General features: G+C 73.5%; 11 protein-coding genes. 6 read left to right on the top strand and 5 right to left on the bottom strand.

Going from position 1 to position 16,533, the window contains the following annotated elements:
• Positions 1 to 119: 119 nt before the first annotated feature.
• From ACLBX8_RS02645 to ACLBX8_RS02625, 5 genes are all read left to right on the top strand, one after another.
• On the top strand, positions 120 to 683 hold the full coding sequence (locus tag ACLBX8_RS02645) for a nitroreductase family protein (RefSeq protein ID WP_447697822.1): 564 nt from the start codon (positions 120 to 122) through the stop codon (positions 681 to 683).
• 11 nt (positions 684 to 694) lie between these two features.
• On the top strand, positions 695 to 1,324 hold the full coding sequence (locus tag ACLBX8_RS02640; protein WP_447714749.1) for a flavin reductase family protein: 630 nt from the start codon (positions 695 to 697) through the stop codon (positions 1,322 to 1,324).
• Positions 1,325 to 1,413: 89 nt separating this feature from the next.
• Positions 1,414 to 2,523: a lytic transglycosylase domain-containing protein gene (locus ACLBX8_RS02635; RefSeq protein WP_447698135.1), complete on the top strand. Its 1,110-nt coding sequence runs from the start codon at positions 1,414 to 1,416 to the stop codon at positions 2,521 to 2,523.
• Positions 2,520 to 4,031, top strand: a complete 1,512-nt coding sequence (locus ACLBX8_RS02630; RefSeq protein WP_447697821.1) for a DUF2336 domain-containing protein — start codon at positions 2,520 to 2,522, stop codon at positions 4,029 to 4,031. The genes ACLBX8_RS02635 and ACLBX8_RS02630 overlap by 4 nt, the downstream gene beginning before the upstream one ends.
• 41 nt (positions 4,032 to 4,072) lie before the next feature.
• A complete protein-coding gene (locus tag ACLBX8_RS02625) occupies positions 4,073 to 4,414 on the top strand; it encodes a hypothetical protein (RefSeq protein ID WP_447697820.1) in 342 nt (113 codons plus the stop codon).
• A gap of 35 nt (positions 4,415 to 4,449) precedes the next feature.
• Here the strand turns inward: ACLBX8_RS02625 and bcsN are convergent, their stop codons facing one another.
• The 5 genes from bcsN to bcsA are packed head-to-tail and all read right to left on the bottom strand — an operon-like array spanning position 4,450 to position 13,574.
• The gene (gene bcsN / locus ACLBX8_RS02620; RefSeq protein ID WP_447697819.1) at positions 4,450 to 5,439 is read right to left on the bottom strand and encodes a cellulose biosynthesis protein BcsN; all 990 of its coding nucleotides are present in this window, start codon (positions 5,437 to 5,439) and stop codon (positions 4,450 to 4,452) included.
• Entirely contained in the window at positions 5,436 to 7,445 is a 2,010-nt protein-coding gene (locus ACLBX8_RS02615; protein WP_447714571.1) for a hypothetical protein, read from the bottom strand. Before ACLBX8_RS02615 ends, bcsN begins: the two co-directional genes overlap by 4 nt.
• The gene (locus tag ACLBX8_RS02610) at positions 7,430 to 8,584 is read right to left on the bottom strand and encodes a glycosyl hydrolase family 8 (protein WP_447714570.1); all 1,155 of its coding nucleotides are present in this window, start codon (positions 8,582 to 8,584) and stop codon (positions 7,430 to 7,432) included. The genes ACLBX8_RS02615 and ACLBX8_RS02610 overlap by 16 nt, the downstream gene beginning before the upstream one ends.
• Positions 8,581 to 11,172, bottom strand: a complete 2,592-nt coding sequence (locus tag ACLBX8_RS02605; protein WP_447714569.1) for a cellulose biosynthesis cyclic di-GMP-binding regulatory protein BcsB — start codon at positions 11,170 to 11,172, stop codon at positions 8,581 to 8,583. Before ACLBX8_RS02605 ends, ACLBX8_RS02610 begins: the two co-directional genes overlap by 4 nt.
• A gap of 5 nt (positions 11,173 to 11,177) precedes the next feature.
• On the bottom strand, positions 11,178 to 13,574 hold the full coding sequence (bcsA, locus tag ACLBX8_RS02600) for a UDP-forming cellulose synthase catalytic subunit (RefSeq protein WP_447714568.1): 2,397 nt from the start codon (positions 13,572 to 13,574) through the stop codon (positions 11,178 to 11,180).
• A gap of 426 nt (positions 13,575 to 14,000) precedes the next feature.
• On the opposite strand from bcsA, the gene ACLBX8_RS02595 reads away from it, so the two are divergent.
• Entirely contained in the window at positions 14,001 to 16,424 is a 2,424-nt protein-coding gene (locus ACLBX8_RS02595; RefSeq protein ID WP_447714567.1) for a response regulator, read from the top strand.
• Positions 16,425 to 16,533 lie beyond the last annotated feature (109 nt).

Genomic DNA, 16,533 nt, shown 5'->3' with positions numbered 1-16,533 from the left:
GGCACCGGATCGTCCGGGCCTGCCTCTGACTCCCGACAGTGGCGGCGGCAAGGCCGCTCTTCCACCGGCGGCCCGCGCATGCCACATCCCGGTCGGGACGCGATACCGGGACGGAGCGCATGACCGCCACCCTCGATCTCCTGAAGACCCGACGCTCGGTGCCGCCGGCGCTGCTGGACGAGCCCGGGCCCGACAGGGTGCAGCTGGACACCATCCTGACGGCCGCGTCGCGGGTGCCCGACCACGGCAAGCTCGCGCCCTGGCGCTTCATCGTCATCGCCGGCGAGGCCCGGGCGAAGGTGGGCGAGGTCATCGCGGCGACCTTCGCGGCCGACAATCCCGACGCGACGCCCGAGCGGCTCGCGCAGGAACGCGCCCGCCTGACCCACGCGCCGGTCGTCGTCGCGGTGGTCTCGCGGGCGGGTCCGCACGTGAAGATCCCGGACTGGGAGCAGGTGCTCTCCGCCGGTGCCGCCACCATGAATCTCGTGATCGCCGCGAACGCCGCCGGCTTCGCCACGTCGTGGCTGACCGAGTGGTTCGCCTACGACCGCCGCGTGCTCGACGCCCTCGGCCTCGCGCCCACCGAGAAGCTCGCCGGCTTCGTCCATATCGGCCGGGCGCGCGAGGTGCCCTCCGACCGGCCGCGGCCGGCCCTCGACGAGATCGTCACCTACCTGTGAAGGGACCGGCCGTGCACTACGACCTCGACCTGCCGCGCGAGTCGCGCGCCCTCCCGCACAACCCGCTGAAGGCCATCGTCGCGCCGCGACCGATCGGCTGGATCAGCGCCATGAACCGCGCGGGCGCGCTCAACCTCGCGCCCTACTCGTTCTTCAACGCCGTGGCCGACAACATGGTCGCGTTCTCCTCCTCGGGCCGGAAGGACGCGATGACCTTCGCCGAGGAGGGCCGGGAGTTCGTCTGCAGTCTCGCCACCTGGGACCTGCGCGACGGGATGAACGATTCCTCGGCGCCGCTGCCGCGCGGAACGAGCGAGTTCGCCTTCGCCAACCTGGAGACCGCGCCCTCGCAGAAGGTGCGGCCGCCGCGCGTGGCCGCCTCGCCGGCGGCCCTGGAGTGCCGGTGGCTCCAGACCTTGCCGCTGGTGCCCCTCTCGGGCGGGGAGGCGGAGAACTTCCTGGTGATCGGGCAGGTGGTGTCGATCTACGTCGACGAGCGGTACGTCGCGGATGGAACGGTCGATACGGCGGCGATGCACCCGATCATGCGCGGCGGGTACTTCGACTACTTCCACGCCACCGCCGACACGCGCTTCCAGATGCGCCGGCCGAAGGGCGCGGGGGAGTTCACCGGGTCCTGAAACAGGAACCGGTCGCGCGCGGCCGATTGAGGACTTGTTTACCATAGCGGGCGCAGGTTCGGGCGGTCTCCAGCACCGTGCCCGCCCGGATGTTCCTGTTCACCACGCCGTCGAGCCCACCGGAGAACCCGCCGCCCCAGGCGCGGGCGCTGCCGGGCACGCCCGCCTCCGGGCCGGTGGTCCAGGCCATCCGCGACGGAGCGACGGCGAGCGGCGTCGGCTTCGACTATCTCCTGGCGACGGCGCGGCGCGAATCCGCCCTCGATCCCGCCGCCAAGGCCGGCACCTCCTCGGCCACCGGCCTGTTCCAGTTCATCGAGCAGACCTGGCTCGGCGTGATGAAGAATGCCGGGCCGCGGCTCGGCCTGCAGGCGCAGGCCGACGCGATCACCCGGCAGTCGGACGGCACCTACACGGTTCCCGACGCCAGCCAGCGGCAGGCGATCCTCGACCTGCGCCGCGATCCCAAGATCTCCGCGACGCTGGCCGGCGCGCTGACCCAGCAGAACGCCGACGCCCTCACGGGCGCCCTCGGTCGCGAGCCGACCGCGGGCGATCTCTACGCGGCCCACGTGCTGGGCGCGAAGGGCGCGGCCGCCCTGATCTCGACCGCCCGCGCCTTCCCCGAGCGCGCCGCCGCCCTCGACCTGCCGGAGGCGGCCGGTGCCAACCGGGCGCTGTTCTACGACCGCGCCGGCCGGCCGCGGAGCGCCGCCGAACTCTATGCCAGCCTCTCGGCGGCGGCCCAGGGCGCCGCCGCCACCGACCTGACCGGCCTGCGCCAGGACGGCGCCGCGGCGCCGCAGGCCGTCTCGGCCTACGCCAGCGCGGCGACCGCGTTCGGCGGGACCTCGGACCTGCGCAGCCTGTTCCAGACGGACCAGCGCGGCGCGGCCTCCGACGCCGCGGCCCGTCTCTGGCAGGCGCGCAACAGCGCCGCGCCGGTGCAGCACGCGGCGCCGACCTATTTCCCGCGCTCCGACGCCGAGCCGCCACCGCGCGTCGCCGTCGCGGAGCCCGCCGTCACGGGTGCCATCACGGGTGCCGTCACGGGCGCAGCGGCCGGACCGGCGGCGACGCCGCCGGGCGCCGCCCTCCTCAATCCGCCGCTGCCGCCCCGCCGACCCGCGGACCTCGCGGCCGCGGCGTCCATGTCCGGCAGCAGGACCAGCCTGTTCGCCCCCCGGAGCGGTCGATGATCATCCGCGACTTTCTGGCCTGGACGCAGGACGCCTCGGCCGAGCGCCGGGCCGAGGCGACCGCGACGCTGGCCCGGACCTACCTCTACGGCGACCTGGGCGCCGACGCGGCCTGGGAGGCCAAGACAGCGCTGCTCGCGCTCCTCGACGACCCGTCGCCGCTCGTGCGCCGGGCGCTCGCCGAGACCTGCGCGGCCTCGGCGCGGGCGCCGCGCCCGCTGGTCGTCGCTCTGTCCTCCGACGTTCCCGAGGTGGCGCGGCCGGTGCTCGCCCGCTCGCCGGTCCTCACCGACGCCGACCTCGTGGACGCGGCCGCCCTCGGCGACGAGGCCACCCGCGCGGTGATCGCCGCCCGGCACCACCTCTCGCACGCGGTCGCGGGCGCCCTGGCGGAGATCGGCGAGACCGACACGCTCGTCGTACTCGCGGCCAATCCGACGGCGAAGATCACCGCGGGCCGGATGCTGCGCATGATCGAGCGCCGCGGCGGCGAGGCCGCCCTGCGCGAGGCGCTCCTCGCCCGCGCCGACCTGCCGCCGGAGGTGCGCCATGCCCTCGGGATCGCGGTGGCGCGGGCGCTCACCGACTTCGTCACTGACCGCGCTTGGCTCGGCGCCGAGCGCTTGGACCGGATGAGCCGCGAGGCCGGCGAGCGCGTCGCGCTCGAGGCCTGCGAGGGCTTCGGCGCGGCCGCCGTGACGCGGCTGGTGACCCATCTGCGCGCGACCCGGCAGCTGACCGCGGGCCTGATCCTGCGCGCCGTGCTCTCGGGCCGGACGGACTTCGCGCTCGCCGCCCTGGCCGACCTGTCGGGGCAGGATCATGCCGGGGTCTCCCGGGCCATGCGCGACCCGCGCCTGTTCGCGGACCTGCACGACCGCGCCGGGCTGCCCGAAGCGCTCCTGCCGGCGATGCAGGCGGCGCTCTCCGCCTGGCAGGAACTCGCCCGCGCGGCGGCCCCGGTCCGGGGCACCGGCCTGTCGCGGCGCCTCATCGAATCCGCCATCGGAGCCTGCGGCGACCTGTCGGATCCGGACATGCACCCGGTCATCACGCTGCTCAACCGCTACGAGGCCGAGGCGGCCCGCGACGAGGCGCGCGAGGTGGCCCGCGCCATCGCCGCCCAGGCGCTGGCGCGCGAGACCGCCCGCCGGGAGGCCGAGGCCGCCGACGCCGCGTGGCGCGCCGCCCTGGAGAGCCAGCGCCGGACCGCCTTCGCGGAGGAGACCGATACGGCGACCCCGGTCGTCGTGGCGATCGCCGACGCCGCGGACGGGCCTGCCGAGGCCGAGCCGGTCAACCCGGTGGGCGCGATCCTCGACGCGCTGCCCGAGCAGATCCTGGCCTGGTACCGGCCCGAGGAGGTCGACCCGGAGGTCCAGGCCGCGACCGACCTCGTGCTCGACGGTCTGGGCGACAGCATCCTCGATCAATTCCGCGCCAGCCGGGACCCCGCCGGGCCGGAGCCGGCCGCGAGCGAGGATAAGCCGGAGCGGATCGCCGCCTGATCGCCGCCTGAATCCGCCAAGGCTCGCCGCTCGGGGGAGCGATGGCACCGGACATCTCCCGATATCGCCGGCTGCCGGGGGAGGAGCCGCGCTACGTCCTGGCGGAGGCGCGGACGCTGATCGCGGAGCGCACCTACCTGTTCAGCCTCTACGCGGTCGACGTGGTCGCCTCCGACGGGCTGACCGGCCGACACGTTCTCGCCGTGCCGGTCGCGATCAGCGCGGTCTCGATCACGGTGGGCCTCGTCCTGACCGAGGCGGATTCCCGCAGGGCCGAGGCGGGCGATCTCGCGGGCGTCGCGTCCCTCGCCCAGGCCGTGCAGGGCGGATACCGGCGCTTCCGAACCTTCCCGGCGAACGAGCTCGGGCGTTTCGTGCTCTGACGGCTCAGATCCGAGGCGGGCGCTGGGACCTGAACTCAGTTCGGCGGCCGATAGGCCTCCGGCGGCAGGTCGCGGAAGAAGGTCTCGCCGGGGGCCTGCCCCGGCGCCGGCTTCGGTGCGATCCCGCTGCCGCTCCCCTCGGTGATGTAGCGCTGGCCGCCCGGCTCCGGCAGCACCGGCGCGGGGGTCTGGGGGGTCGGCGGCACGATGTAGCGCTTCTGATCCGGCGCCCCGGCGCTCGGGGACGGTGCCGGCGGCGCGACGGGCGGCGCCGCGGGTGGCGCGACGGGCGACGCCACGGGCACCTGCGGCGGTGACGCGGCCGGCGTCCGCACCGGCGGAACCTCGTCTCGGCGTGCCTCGGCCGCGGCCGGCCGGCTCGGGCGGCGGACGGCGGCCCGCGGCGCGACCCGACGCGGCGGGACGCGCGCGACAACCGGCGGGGGGCGGGTGCCGGGCAGGGCGATCCTGAGGCCCTCCACCGCCCGCACGAGGTCGCCGAGGCTGGCCTCGGCGGTGCGGCACAGCCGGATCCGCAGGGAGATCGCGCGGCGCGCGAGCGGCTCCGCCTGGAACAGAGCGGGCGGCTGCCCGCCGGCGGACGCGGCGCCGCGTCCGGCCTCGATCCACTGCCACGCGTAGAGGCAGTCGGCGCCGAGCGCGATGCCCACCGGGCCGTAGGCGTTCCGCAGCGGCGGCCGCACCGTCATCGCCTGCCCGGGAAACCGGACGGCGATCTCCCCCGCGATCCCGAACTCGCTGGGCTTGGCCAGCCGCGGCGGGAAGGCGAGGAGCAGGTCGGCGGTCTCCCGGCGCAGGGCGATCTCGGCGTGGTTGCGACCGTCGCCGCCGGCATAGCGCAGCCGCTGGTCGAACCCGTCGCGCTCGCGCGTCTCGATCACCGCGGTCAGCGTCCCGGCGCCGGGCAGGGTCAGGACCGGGACCGTCTGCGCCCGCGCGACGGCGGGCAGCAGGAGACACGCCAGGGCGCAGAGCCGGGCCGTACGGATCGCCGCGCGCCTCACGGGGTGGTCCGCTCGGTCGTGGCGGAGGTGTCGTAGGCCGAGCGCGCGGGCAGCTGGAACCGCTTCGCCTCGGAATTCTCGGGTCGCCCGCGCTCGGCCTGGTGGTCCTGCCACAGGGTCCCGGCGGCGGGCGGCGACAGGAATTCGGGCTTGTCGACGCCGCGATAGTCCGGGAGCAGGGCGTAGCCGAACCGCTCGTAGGGCATCGGGCCCGCGCCGGGCACGCGCCGGGCCACCAGGGGCGGCGCCGGGGTCGCGGGCTCGCGGGCGTAGGTCCCCGCGGGAACGGGTTCGGCCAGGACTCGCACGAGCCCCGGCGGCGGGTAGCGGAGCGCGTTCTCCATGGAGACCGCCAGAGGGAACTCGTTGCGCTGCACGGCGAGGGGCTTGGCGTCCGCGCCGGCCGGCGGCAGGTCCGGCCGCGGCACCCGGTTGATCGGCGGCGTCTCGACCCGCGCCGCGGGCGCGGCGTGCCGCCCGGGTGCGGGCCCGGTGGCGGCGGGCACGGGGTCGCAGGGCAGCGGCGACCCGCCGGCATTCTCGCGGAACAGCAGGTCGACCACCTTCGCGAAGAGGCCGTCGTAGCGGTTCACGACCTCGAGGTACGGACGCTGCCGCTTCAGACGCTGCAGCGTGAGGGCGTAGCCGAAGACGGTCCCCTCGCTCGGCATCCAGGCGACGGCCCGCTGGAACCACTCCAGCGCCGTGTCGAACTGGCAGGAATTGTAGGCGTACCACGCCAGCCCCTGGGCGCCTTCGCCCGAGGTGGAGGCCGTCACGACCTGGGCGTAGCGGGCGATGCGCGCGGGCTCGATCGCGGGCGGGCGGGGCAGCGTCAGCTTCTGCTCCAGGATGTCGATGTAGAGCAGTTCATTGCCCACGAACTTGTCGCGCCACGCGTAGGCGACCTCCTCGGCCTCGCGCGCCATGTCGAGCTGGCGAAGGGTCAGAGCGAGCCCGTGGGCGACCATCGCGTCGCCGCCCCGGGCGATCGCCTGCTTGAACCATTCGAGCGCCTCCCGGAACTGGCGGCGCTTGTAGGCGTACCAGCCGAGGAGGCTCGTCTGGGTGGGATCGCCGCTCTTGCGGGCGACGGCCTGGAAGGCCGCGAGATCGGCGGGGGTCGGGGTCTCGGCGCTCTCCTCGTGCAGGAAGGCCGCGATCCGGGCACGGGTGATGTCGAGGCGGATCGCGTCGAATTCCGACGCCCCGTTCGCGCCCCGATGCCCCATCTCGATCAGGCGCTCCGCCTGCGCCATGCGCAGATGCGCCATCGCCTTCTGGATGGTGGCGAGGCGCACGCCGGAATCGGCGTTGCCGTCGAGGATCGACTTGTAGAGCTCGAAGGCCTCGTCGCCCGAGCCGGTATCGCCCAGGGCGTCGGCGACCATCCAGACGCTCTGGACGTCGAGCGGGTCGAGGGCGCCGGAATCGGCGCGGTAGAGGTCGATGATCGCGTCGGCGTCCTTGCCGGTGAGCGCCGTGATCCGGGACCGGAACTCGGCCCGGCGGAGCTTGCGCGCGAGCTCCTCGGAGGGCTGCCACGCGGGGTCGATCGACCTGCGCGCGACGATCGCCGCGCGGAGGTCGTCGAACCGCCCCGCGGTGAAGAGGTCCCACAGGGGCGCCTCTTCGGGCGGGCTCGGCTGCAGTGCGTTGAGGTCCGGCGGCTCGTTCCAGCCGGGATAGAGCCGCTTCAGGCGGGCGATCTCGGCCTTCATCCGAGCCGTCTGCTTCTGGGCCGCGTAGTAGCGCAGCGCGCTCTCGTCGACCATGTCGGTCGTGCGCGACGTGGCCGGGTCGGCCAGGATCGCCGGCGCGCGCGGGCCGTCGCCGTAGACGATGCGGGGCTCGGACCGTGTCGGCGCGGCGGGAGACTGCGGCGCGGGACCGGGTCGCGCGTCGACCTGCGCGGCGGCCGGCGCGGCGGTCAGCGCCAGCATCAGGAGGCAGGGCGCGGCCGGTCGGAGGCGTGCCGGCGGACGACCGGTCAGGACTTCAGGCATGACGGGTAACGCATGCGGGCCGCGGTCAGGGCGAGGAGGCTCAGAGTGGCCGGGTAGTAGTTCTGGTTGCCGATGTCGCCGCGTGCATCCTCGGGGAAGGGCGTCCCGTCGAGGGCGCAGGCCACCAGGGCCGGGAGCCCCATGTAGCCGGCCTCGGTGAGCCACTCGACCTTCCGCCCGTCGCCGGTGTCGACGATCGGCAGCCGTTCCCGATCGGCGCCCGACCACAGGGCCTGGAACGGCGCGAGGTCGTCGGGCCGCACCAGCCCCGCCCAGACGAGGTAGAGCGGGATCCGGATGGCGTTGTAGGAGAACAGCGGCGGGAAGCCGTTCGCGGGACGCGGCGCCTCCTTGGCGGAGATCCACTCGGTGGGCAGGTTGCTCGGACCGAAGCGCGACTGCCGCAGCAGGGCGAGGCCGCTGCGCGTCAGGGCCGCCCAGTCGTATTCCGGCGCGACGAGGGCGAGGCGCGGGAACGCGGGGAAGATCCAGTAGGAGAGGTTGATCAGCGGACCGTCCGGGCGCTCCCGCGCCGAGAAGCCCGAGACCGCGGGGAGCAGCAGCGCCCCGTGCGCGTCCCGGAACAGGATGGTCTTGCGCCCGAACTCGATGGCGATCCGGCGCGCGGCGGTCCGGTAGCTCGGCTCGTTCCAGGCCTCGGCCGCCTCGGTGAGCGCCCAGGCGATCAGGATGTCGCCGTCGGTGGCGTTGTTCATGTCGCTCACCGCCGGACGCTTGTCGGGTGACCAGCGCCACGCCAGCAACTCGTCGCCGCGGACCATCAGGTTGGCCCGGGTCCAGCCCCAGATCCGCTCGAAGCTGACCCGATCACCGGCCGCCACGGCGAGCAGCATGCCGTAGCCCTGGCCCTCGCTGTGGCTGATCTGACCGTTCGCGGTGTCGACCACGCGCCCCTGGTCGGTGATGAACCGCGCGCGGTAGGCCCGCCACGCGGCGTCGTTGCCGAGCTTGCCGGCGAGCCCCTGGGTCGCGGTCCGGGGCGCCTGCGCGGGCGGCGTGCCCGGCTGCGCGGTACTCGGAGGCACGGCGGGCTCGTCCTGGGGCGAGGCGGCCGCCGCGGGCAGGATCGCCGCGGCGAGGAAAGCTGCGGCGAGGGGGGTGCGGGCGCGGCGGCTCATGGATTCTTCCTGCCGACGTTGCGCACGAGGCTCGTGGTGGCCAGGCCGAGGCAGAGAGCCATCGCGAGGGTCATGCCCACGTAGTATTCCGTGTTGATCGACAGCCAGGCCGCGGACACGAGGCGCAGGTTCGGCAGAGATCGCGGCTGCGTCTCGACGATCTCGATCCGCTCGGGCCGGGACGTCACCAGCGTGCCGTTCGACGCGTCGAGGAAGGCGGCGCTGCCGCCGAGCCTCGCCCAGACCACCGGGTCGACGAGGCAGGAGACGGACGCCTTCAGCAGCGACGCGTTCGGCGCGGTCACGATCACGGTGTTGCTCGCCTGGACCGGGGGTCCCTCGGCGATGAGCAGCGAGGCCGTGGCCGGAACCTCGACCGTCTCGTCCGGCTTCACCTGCGCCGTGATCGTCTGGCGCAGGGAGCGCACCGTGCCGGTGATCTCGTTCCAGACGCTGTCCAGGGCCGCCCAGATCTGGCGCGAGCCGCGTGTCGACGCCTCCCAGCGGTCGATGAGCTCGCGGTCCGACGCGGAGCCCGGAGGGGTGGCCGGCGGCGGCGTCGGGGCGGCCCCGGCGCTCGTCGGGCCCTGGGATTGCGGCGCCTGCTGGGCTGGGGCGGGCTGCGCCGGGCGCACCTGCGGGATCAGCGTCGGCAGGGCGCAGCGCATCGGCAGGTTGCGGCGCAGGCGATCGAGGGTGAGCACGCCCTCGGGACCGAACTGACCCGGGGTGGCGACCATGTCGGCGCGGCCTTCCCAGACCCGCTGGACCTGCTGCGGATCGAAACCGACCGATTCCAGGAGCGCCGGGTCGAGGGCGCGGGCGGGCGCGACCACGAGCTGGCTCGTGTCGGACACGACCTGCTGTTGGGTCACGACCTCGAAATCGATGACGCGCTCGGCCGCCATCGCCAGTCGGGCGGCGAGGGTCGCGGCCGCGTCGGCGCTGTCGCGGTCGGGCGTCGGCAGCACGAGGCGCGCGCGCTGCCCAGGGACGACGAACGGTACGGCGCCCCCCTTGATCGCCGCGAGGTCGGGGCTGCGCGCCGCCCGGGCGAAATGCGGGATCTCGATCCGCGAGCGGTCGAGGAACAGGAAGCGCGCCTGCTTGGCCGCCGGGCTGAGGGTGTCACAGACCTGATCGGCGGCGTTCGGCAACTGCGCCGAGATCTCGACGTGGTTCACCCCCGGGCGCCAGAGGCTGAAGGGCAGGGGGATCGCGCTGTCGTCGAACACCTCGCCGCGCCCGTCGGGCAGCGGGACGCTGGCCGCGTTGCGCCCGTTGATGTCGATGACGATGCGGGCCTCCGAGGAGAGCCCGGCCACGTAGGCCCCGGCCAGGTGGAGCATCACCTTGCCGTAATCGGCCGGGACGAAATCCCCGGGAAAGCGGAGGGCGAAGCCGACATGGAGCAGGCGCCCCGAGAACTCGCGGGACGTCACGCCGAGGCGGTCGAGCGTCAGGTTCTCGCCGCCGTGCACCATGTAGCCGCGGAAGAGCTGGACAGCCTTGAGCCCGCCCGGCGTCCCGGTGTCGGCCGGAACGGCGAGGTTGGTGATGGCCTGACGGACGTCCTCGTCGCGGGCGCCGGTGACCACCAGGGTCGGCGGTGTGTTCGGCCGCGACGGCAGGATGGCGAGGCGCGGCCCGCTGATCGGGCCCAGCTCGGGAACGCCCTCGACGCCGGCGATCTCGGAGGCGGTACCGACGACGAGGTTGATGCCGTTCCGGCCCTGCAGGGGAGGGCCGAAGGTCACGGTCGGACGGGCGACCCGCCCCACGAGGGCGAAAGCCTGCACCGCCTCGATCATCCGCTCCAGGCGGGCCAGGTTCGGACGCTCGTTCAGGATGACCTGGATCGGCAGGGCGCCGCTCTCGTCCGGCTCCGCCGCGGCGAGGGACCGGACGTCCATGTCGGTCGCCGTCGGGACCACGAGGCCGGATCGCGACGGATCGATCTGCGTCCACAATTCGTAGGTCGCGCCGACCGAGCAGTCGACGCGGTGGCGCTGGCTGGCGGTGAAGGTGACGGCGTTGTAGCCGGGCTTCAGCACGCCGTCGCCGATGGCGAACTCCACCACCTTCACGGCACCAGGCGCCTGGATGCGGGTCCAGCCGACCTTCGTCCCGTTGACGAAGGCAGCGAGTTCGGAACTCTCCGGCGCCACCGAGATCGCCGACAGGTAGGAGAGGCGCAGCCGTGCCGGTCCCCGCGTCTGCGCCTCGGTGAGGTAGACGGGGTAGCGCAGAGAATCCTCTTCCCCGGTCAGGCGGAAGCCGCGCGGGCCGGACGGAAGCCGGCGCGCCGGCGCGATGGTCGCTTGGATCGCCGCGCGCGGCACCGTCTGAGGCGCGGCGGTCCGGGGCGGCTCGGACGGGCGCGCGGTCGGCCGCGTCTCCGTCGCCGACGCGTCCGGCCGGCGCGCGGGGCCCGCCCCGTCCTCGGACGGCGCGCGCAGGGCGTTGCCGCTCGGCGGGACCGTCAGCCGTTCCGCCGGCCCCGAGCCCAGGAAGCTCTGGGCCAGGGCAGGAACGCTCGCGAGACCGAGCAGCAGTCCCAGCACGGGGAGGCGGAGCCGAGCACCCATCGCCGTCACGCCGCGCTCGTGCGCCGGCCGCGAAGCTCGGCCAGGGTGCGCTCGTTCTCGTAATCCATCATCAAGCGGACCCAGTCGTCCCCGCTCTCGATGTCGGTGGGTTTAGCGGTCGCGGGCAGCGACGGCGCCGCAACGGGGGCCGCCGGTGCCGGGACGGACGGCACCGGAGCCGGCACCGGCGCCGCGGCGTCGTGCGGTGCGTCGTAGATCGGCGCCTCCTCGATCTCGACGGGCCTGGGGCGCCGGCTCGCGAGAAGATAGCGGAGCGCGCGGAACGGCTCGACCAAGCCCCACCACGCGAATTGCAGCGTGCCGGTGGGAATATCCTTGTGCCGCCGCCGCCGCAGCTGGAAGCGCCGCATCGCCTCGGCGTCCCCGTACATGAGTCCCGCGAGCGCGGGGTAGTCGCGGATGGCCAGCGTGCCGAAGTTCACCCGCATGACGAGTTCCTGTCCGTCGCGCGTCGCTTGGTCCAGGTGCACCGGCAGCGGCGCGGTCCGGCGCGCGCCGGCCGTCGGCTCGACGTTGAGCGTCCCCCGCAGCGGCGGGCGCGTGAGCCCCGGATCGAGGGCGCCGCCGAGGAGGCGCAGGGTGCAGGCTTCGGCGGAGACGCGCTCGATCGAGACGTCGACGCTGTGCCCGGCGACCGTGAGGACGCCCCGGCGATCGATCGCCAGGGAGGGCGTGCGCTCGAGCTGGCGCCGCTCGGCACAGACCCCGAGGGACGCGCCCGCGGTGAGCAGGTTGAAGAAGTTCCACAGCCCGACCACCAGCATGAGGTTGGTCACGCCGGGCTCGTACAGGTAGCGCCATGCCGCGACGGCGCAGCCGAGCATCAGGAGCAGGTAGATCAGGAAGAACGGAAGGGCGAGCGACGAGATGTGGTCGTGGTCGAGGGTCGCACCCTTGTTGGTGACGTTGAAGGTCGGCTTGCGGGGCGACGCGATGACCGAGACGATCGCCTTGGCCAGGTAGACGCCCTGGATGTACTCGTAGAGCTCCGACACGAACGGCCAGCGGAATTTGCCGTAGATGTAGTTCTGGATCATCAAGTTGATGATGATGTAGGTCAGCGTGTAGGCGATCGACTCGTCCACGCTGGCCACGAAGATCTTCAGGTCGAAGAAGATGTGCAGCAGCGGCGCGAACATGAAGATCAGCCGGGGGATCGGGAAGAACCAGAAGGTCATGCTGGAGAGGTAGGCGATCTTCTGAATGGGCTTGAGCCCCTTCTGAAAGGCCGGGTTCTTCAGCAGCAGGATCTGGAACATCCCCTGGCACCAGCGGGAGCGCTGGCCGATGAAGTCCGCCAGTGTGTCGGGCTGCAGGCCGGCGATCAGCGGCTTGTCGACGTAGGCGCTGTTCCAGTTGCGCGAGTGCAGCTCGAAGGCGGTCTCGCAATCCTCCGTGATGGTGATGCCCGAGAAGCCGCCGGCCTCGTCGAGGGCGGTGCGGCGCAGAAGGGCCGCCGAGCCGCAGAAGAACGAGCCGTTCCACTTGTCGAGGCCGCGCTGCGTGACCGCGTAGAACATCTCGTTCTCCGAGGGCATGCGCTCGAAGGTCCGCAGATTGCGCTCGACCGGGTCGGGGTTGAGGAACGCGTGCGGCGTCTGCACGAGGAACAGGCGCGGATCCTGCGCGAAATAGCCGACGGTCTCGGTCAGGAACGAGCGGAACGGGACGTGGTCGGCGTCCAGCACCGCCACGAGGTCCCCCCGGGCATGGGCGAGACCGTTGTTGAGGTTGCCCGCCTTCGCGTGCTCGTTCCGGGCGCGGGTGAGGTAGCGGGCGCCGAGCTCGTCGCAGAGCGCCTGCAGCTCGCCCCGACGGGCGCGCGCCGCCGCGGCCTTGGCCGGGTCGGCATCGCTGCACTTCTGGTCGGTGCCGCCGTCGTCGAGCAGCCACACCGTGAGCTTCTCGGGCGGGTAGTTCAGCTGTCGCGCCGCCGCCAGGGTCATGGCGAGGATCGCGGCATCCTCGTTGTAGCTCGGGACGAACACGTCGACCGTGGGCAGGTCGGCGGCCGGGGCAGCCGGCGGCGGCTCGCGCCGCAGCGGGTCCGCGTTGATGATCAGGCTGACGAACAGGATGAAGACGCAGTAGAGCTCGGCCACCAGCAGGATCAGGCCGAAGCCGAAGCTGACCGGGTCGCCCGGCGAGGGCAGCGTGTTGGTGAGCCGCCACAGGATGTAGCGCAGCACCACGAGGCTGCCGAGCGCCATGAAGACGAACCGCGTGCGCGGCCCGTCGAGCACGGCCCACAGCACGATCATCACCGCCATGGCGGCGAGGCTCATGGCGAGCTGGGCCTGCGTCCCGACCGGCTGGCTGAGCAGGGCGAGGCTGGCGACTGTCGCCCCAACCCAGGCCAGCCAACGCAACGCCTGCCTCACGCTACAGCCTCCCGGGCCAAAAATCCCTCGGATCGAGGTGCAACGCCTCTACCGCCGGGTTTGTACAGCGATGATGGTCAATGAACAAACCCATTCGTAATATCCAGCCCACTCCACTTCGCCGGAAATTACAGTTAACTTAGGAATGCGGGCAACCCAGATGATGCCCGGCACGGCGAAGTCGATCGGGCTGCGAGAGCGGGATCGGGACGCGCAGTTGCGCCGACTACATTAATATTCCGTTCTAAAGCTTCGCTATAACCGGCTTCGGTGCGGCGCAGGCGACGCAGAGCGCCACGGATAGTCGGAACGACCCGCCCGGCGGACCGCGCCCGCGTCGGGTGGTACGGCCGGGTTGCGCCGCGGGGCTTAATCGACCCTTAACGAAAATCGCGCCTCGCTCGGGACCGACCCCCGGGCGTACGGATGACCGCGAAGCCGCTGCAGATCTCCCTCGGATTGCTCAACGCGCTGCAGGTGGCGATCGCCGCGGCGGCGGGGTTCGCGGCCGCCGTCCTGATCGTCGTCCCGGCCGCGCGGCCCGGACCCGCGGCGTCCCCGCAGGAGATGGTCGGTTCGGCCTCGCGCGCCTACGTCGCCGCCATCGCGGCGCGGCTGCGGCAGACCGTGGTCGATGCGCGCAACGCCGCCCTGATGCTCCGCGACGACGAGGGCCTGCTCTCCGCCGACCAGCGCGCCGCGCGCCTGCGCGGGTGGCTCGACCTCAACCCGGTCTACCGGGACGCCGTCCTCGTCGCGCCCGACGGTACCGTGCTGGCGGCCCGGGACGAGCGCCGCGTCGGCAGCAGCGTCGCGCGGCAGACCTGGTTCCTGCGCGGCCGCGCGGCCGGGGTCATCGTGGTCAGCGACGGGGCGGAGGCCGACTCGCCGTTCGGGACCGCCGTCGCGCTGGGCGAGCGCGGTCAGGACGGCCTGCTGCGCCTCGACGCCGACCCGAGCTATCTCACCAAGGTCGAGGAGGAGGTGCGGCGCGCCGCGGCGCTGCCCGAGACCCTCGGCTTCCTCGTCGCCACCCCGGACAGCCGGGTCCTGTCGGGGACCCCGAGCCCGTTCCGGACGACGGCCGTCTCGATCACGACGCCGATGCGTCTCGCGGCCGAGATCGGCTCGCCGGGATGGCTGGTGACGGCGCAGGCCGTGCCCTCCGGCGCGGCGCTCGCCGCGTCGCCGGACTGGCGGATGCTGGGCGCCGGGCTCGCCCTGGTCCTCTGCGCGGCGGCGCTCGGCTTCGTCGCGGGAGAGCGGCTGACGCGACCGCTGCGCCGCCTCCTGGGGGGTGAGGGCGAGACCGCCGGCGAGACCGAAGCGCCCCGCACGTGGATCGGCGAGTTCGCGGCGCTCTCGGACGTCTTCGCGGGGCATCGCCGCAGCGCCGGGTTGCAGATGGCCGGCGCCGGGTCCGAGGTCGCGCGCCTCAAGGCGCGGCTGACCACCTTCGAGGCGGTCTCCGGCTGGGCCTGCTGCGAGATCGATCCGGACACCGGCCGGACCCTCTTGGATTCGCGGAGCGCGGCCGGCGAAGACGGGGCCCCCGTCGCCGCCCCGTTCGCCGCCTGCTTCGTCGCCGAGGACCGGCCCGTGCTCGACCGGGCGCGCGACGCCGCCCTCGCGGCCGACGGCCCGCACGACGTGACCCTGCACCTCCGCGACTGGCCGGAGCAGCAGGTCCAGGTGAGGCTGCTGTGCCTCGCCGACGCCAGGGGCGACCGGCGGCTCTTCGCCCTGATGCGGAAGCTGCCGGGCGGCGAGGGGGCGACCCTGCCGCAGCCCGTCGAGCCGCGTCGCAACCTCGTCCTGCGGCGGGTGACCGACGGCATCGTCCACGAGTTCAACGACGTCCTGACCGTCGTCCTGACGAATCTCACGCTGCTGGCGCGGCGCCACCCCCTCGGGGACGACCAGGAACGGCTGGTCGGGCGGGCGACGGCCGGCGCGCGCCGGGGCGCGGCGCTCACCCGTCGGATGCTGCACCTCGTGCGCGGCGACGAGACCGGCATCACCCTCGCCGAGACCGACCTCGCCACCACCTTCGAGGGCTACCTGCCGTTCCTGGCCGCGAACGCCCTCGGCGAGATGCCGGTCCTCAATCGCATCCCCGCCGGGTTGCCGCCCGTCCTGTGCAGCGAGCGCGTGCTGGAGCTGCTGCTCCTCAACCTGGCCTTCCATATTCGCGACGCCGGCCTCGCCGGCTTCGCCATCGCGGCCGTCGAGGGCACCCCCGAGGACATAGGCGCCGCGGCGGAAGTTGCGGCCTACGTGCGCGTGCTCGTCAGCAGCGGTCGCCGACCCGAGGCCGCGCCGCTGCCGACGGCAGCAGGCCCGACCCTCGCGGCGGCCGCGGCGCTCGTGACCGAGACCGGCGGCCACTGGCGCCTGATCCGCGACGGGACCGGCGCCGAGCCGTTCCTGGCCGAGTTCTGGCTGCCCGCCGCGCCCCCGGCTGTCGCCACGCTCCCTCCGATCCGCGCGGCGGGGCTGAAGATCCTGCTCGTGGAGAGCGACGGCCTCGTGCGGGCCAGCGTCGCAGAGGTGCTCGCCGATCTCGGCCACGCGGTGGTCCAGGCCGCCTCCGGGGCGCACGCCCTCGAGATCCTCGCCCGCGACGCCGCCTTCGACGCGATGATCGTCGATCAATCGATGCCGGTGATGGCGGGCCTCCAGCTCGCCGCCACCGTGGTCGAGCGGTACCCGCAGATTCGGGTCATCCTCGCCAGCCCACACGGCCAGCTGCCGCGCTCGGCCGACGCCTTCCTGCGGATCGACAAGCCTTTCCGCAACGAGGACCTGCAGGTCGTCCTCGACGCCGCGGTCCGCGCGCGCGCGGCCTGATCGCCGCGCGTTCCGCCCGACGCAGCGACCGCGCGGTTCTCGCGCTCGCTCTCGGCGCGGACGCCTTGCTCGAAACGCAGTCCTTCCAAAAGTGGATGTTAACTATTGT

The organism is Methylobacterium sp. D48H (assembly GCF_053345715.1).
Note: the sequence above shows the minus strand (reverse complement) of the source record. Positions and strands in the feature narration are given on the sequence as shown.

Bases quoted from the DNA above. Each gene is read 5' to 3' on its own strand.
- ACLBX8_RS02595 (WP_447714567.1), top strand. From the start codon at position 14,001: ATGACCGCGAAGCCGCTGCAGATCTCCCTCGGATTGCTCAACGCGCTG.
- ACLBX8_RS02630 (WP_447697821.1), top strand. From the start codon at position 2,520: ATGATCATCCGCGACTTTCTGGCCTGGACGCAGGACGCCTCGGCCGAG.
- ACLBX8_RS02625 (WP_447697820.1), top strand. From the start codon at position 4,073: ATGGCACCGGACATCTCCCGATATCGCCGGCTGCCGGGGGAGGAGCCG.
- ACLBX8_RS02605 (WP_447714569.1), bottom strand. From the start codon at position 11,172: ATGGGTGCTCGGCTCCGCCTCCCCGTGCTGGGACTGCTGCTCGGTCTC.
- ACLBX8_RS02635 (WP_447698135.1), top strand. From the start codon at position 1,414: ATGTTCCTGTTCACCACGCCGTCGAGCCCACCGGAGAACCCGCCGCCC.
- ACLBX8_RS02645 (WP_447697822.1), top strand. From the start codon at position 120: ATGACCGCCACCCTCGATCTCCTGAAGACCCGACGCTCGGTGCCGCCG.
- ACLBX8_RS02610 (WP_447714570.1), bottom strand. From the start codon at position 8,584: ATGAGCCGCCGCGCCCGCACCCCCCTCGCCGCAGCTTTCCTCGCCGCG.
- ACLBX8_RS02615 (WP_447714571.1), bottom strand. From the start codon at position 7,445: ATGCCTGAAGTCCTGACCGGTCGTCCGCCGGCACGCCTCCGACCGGCC.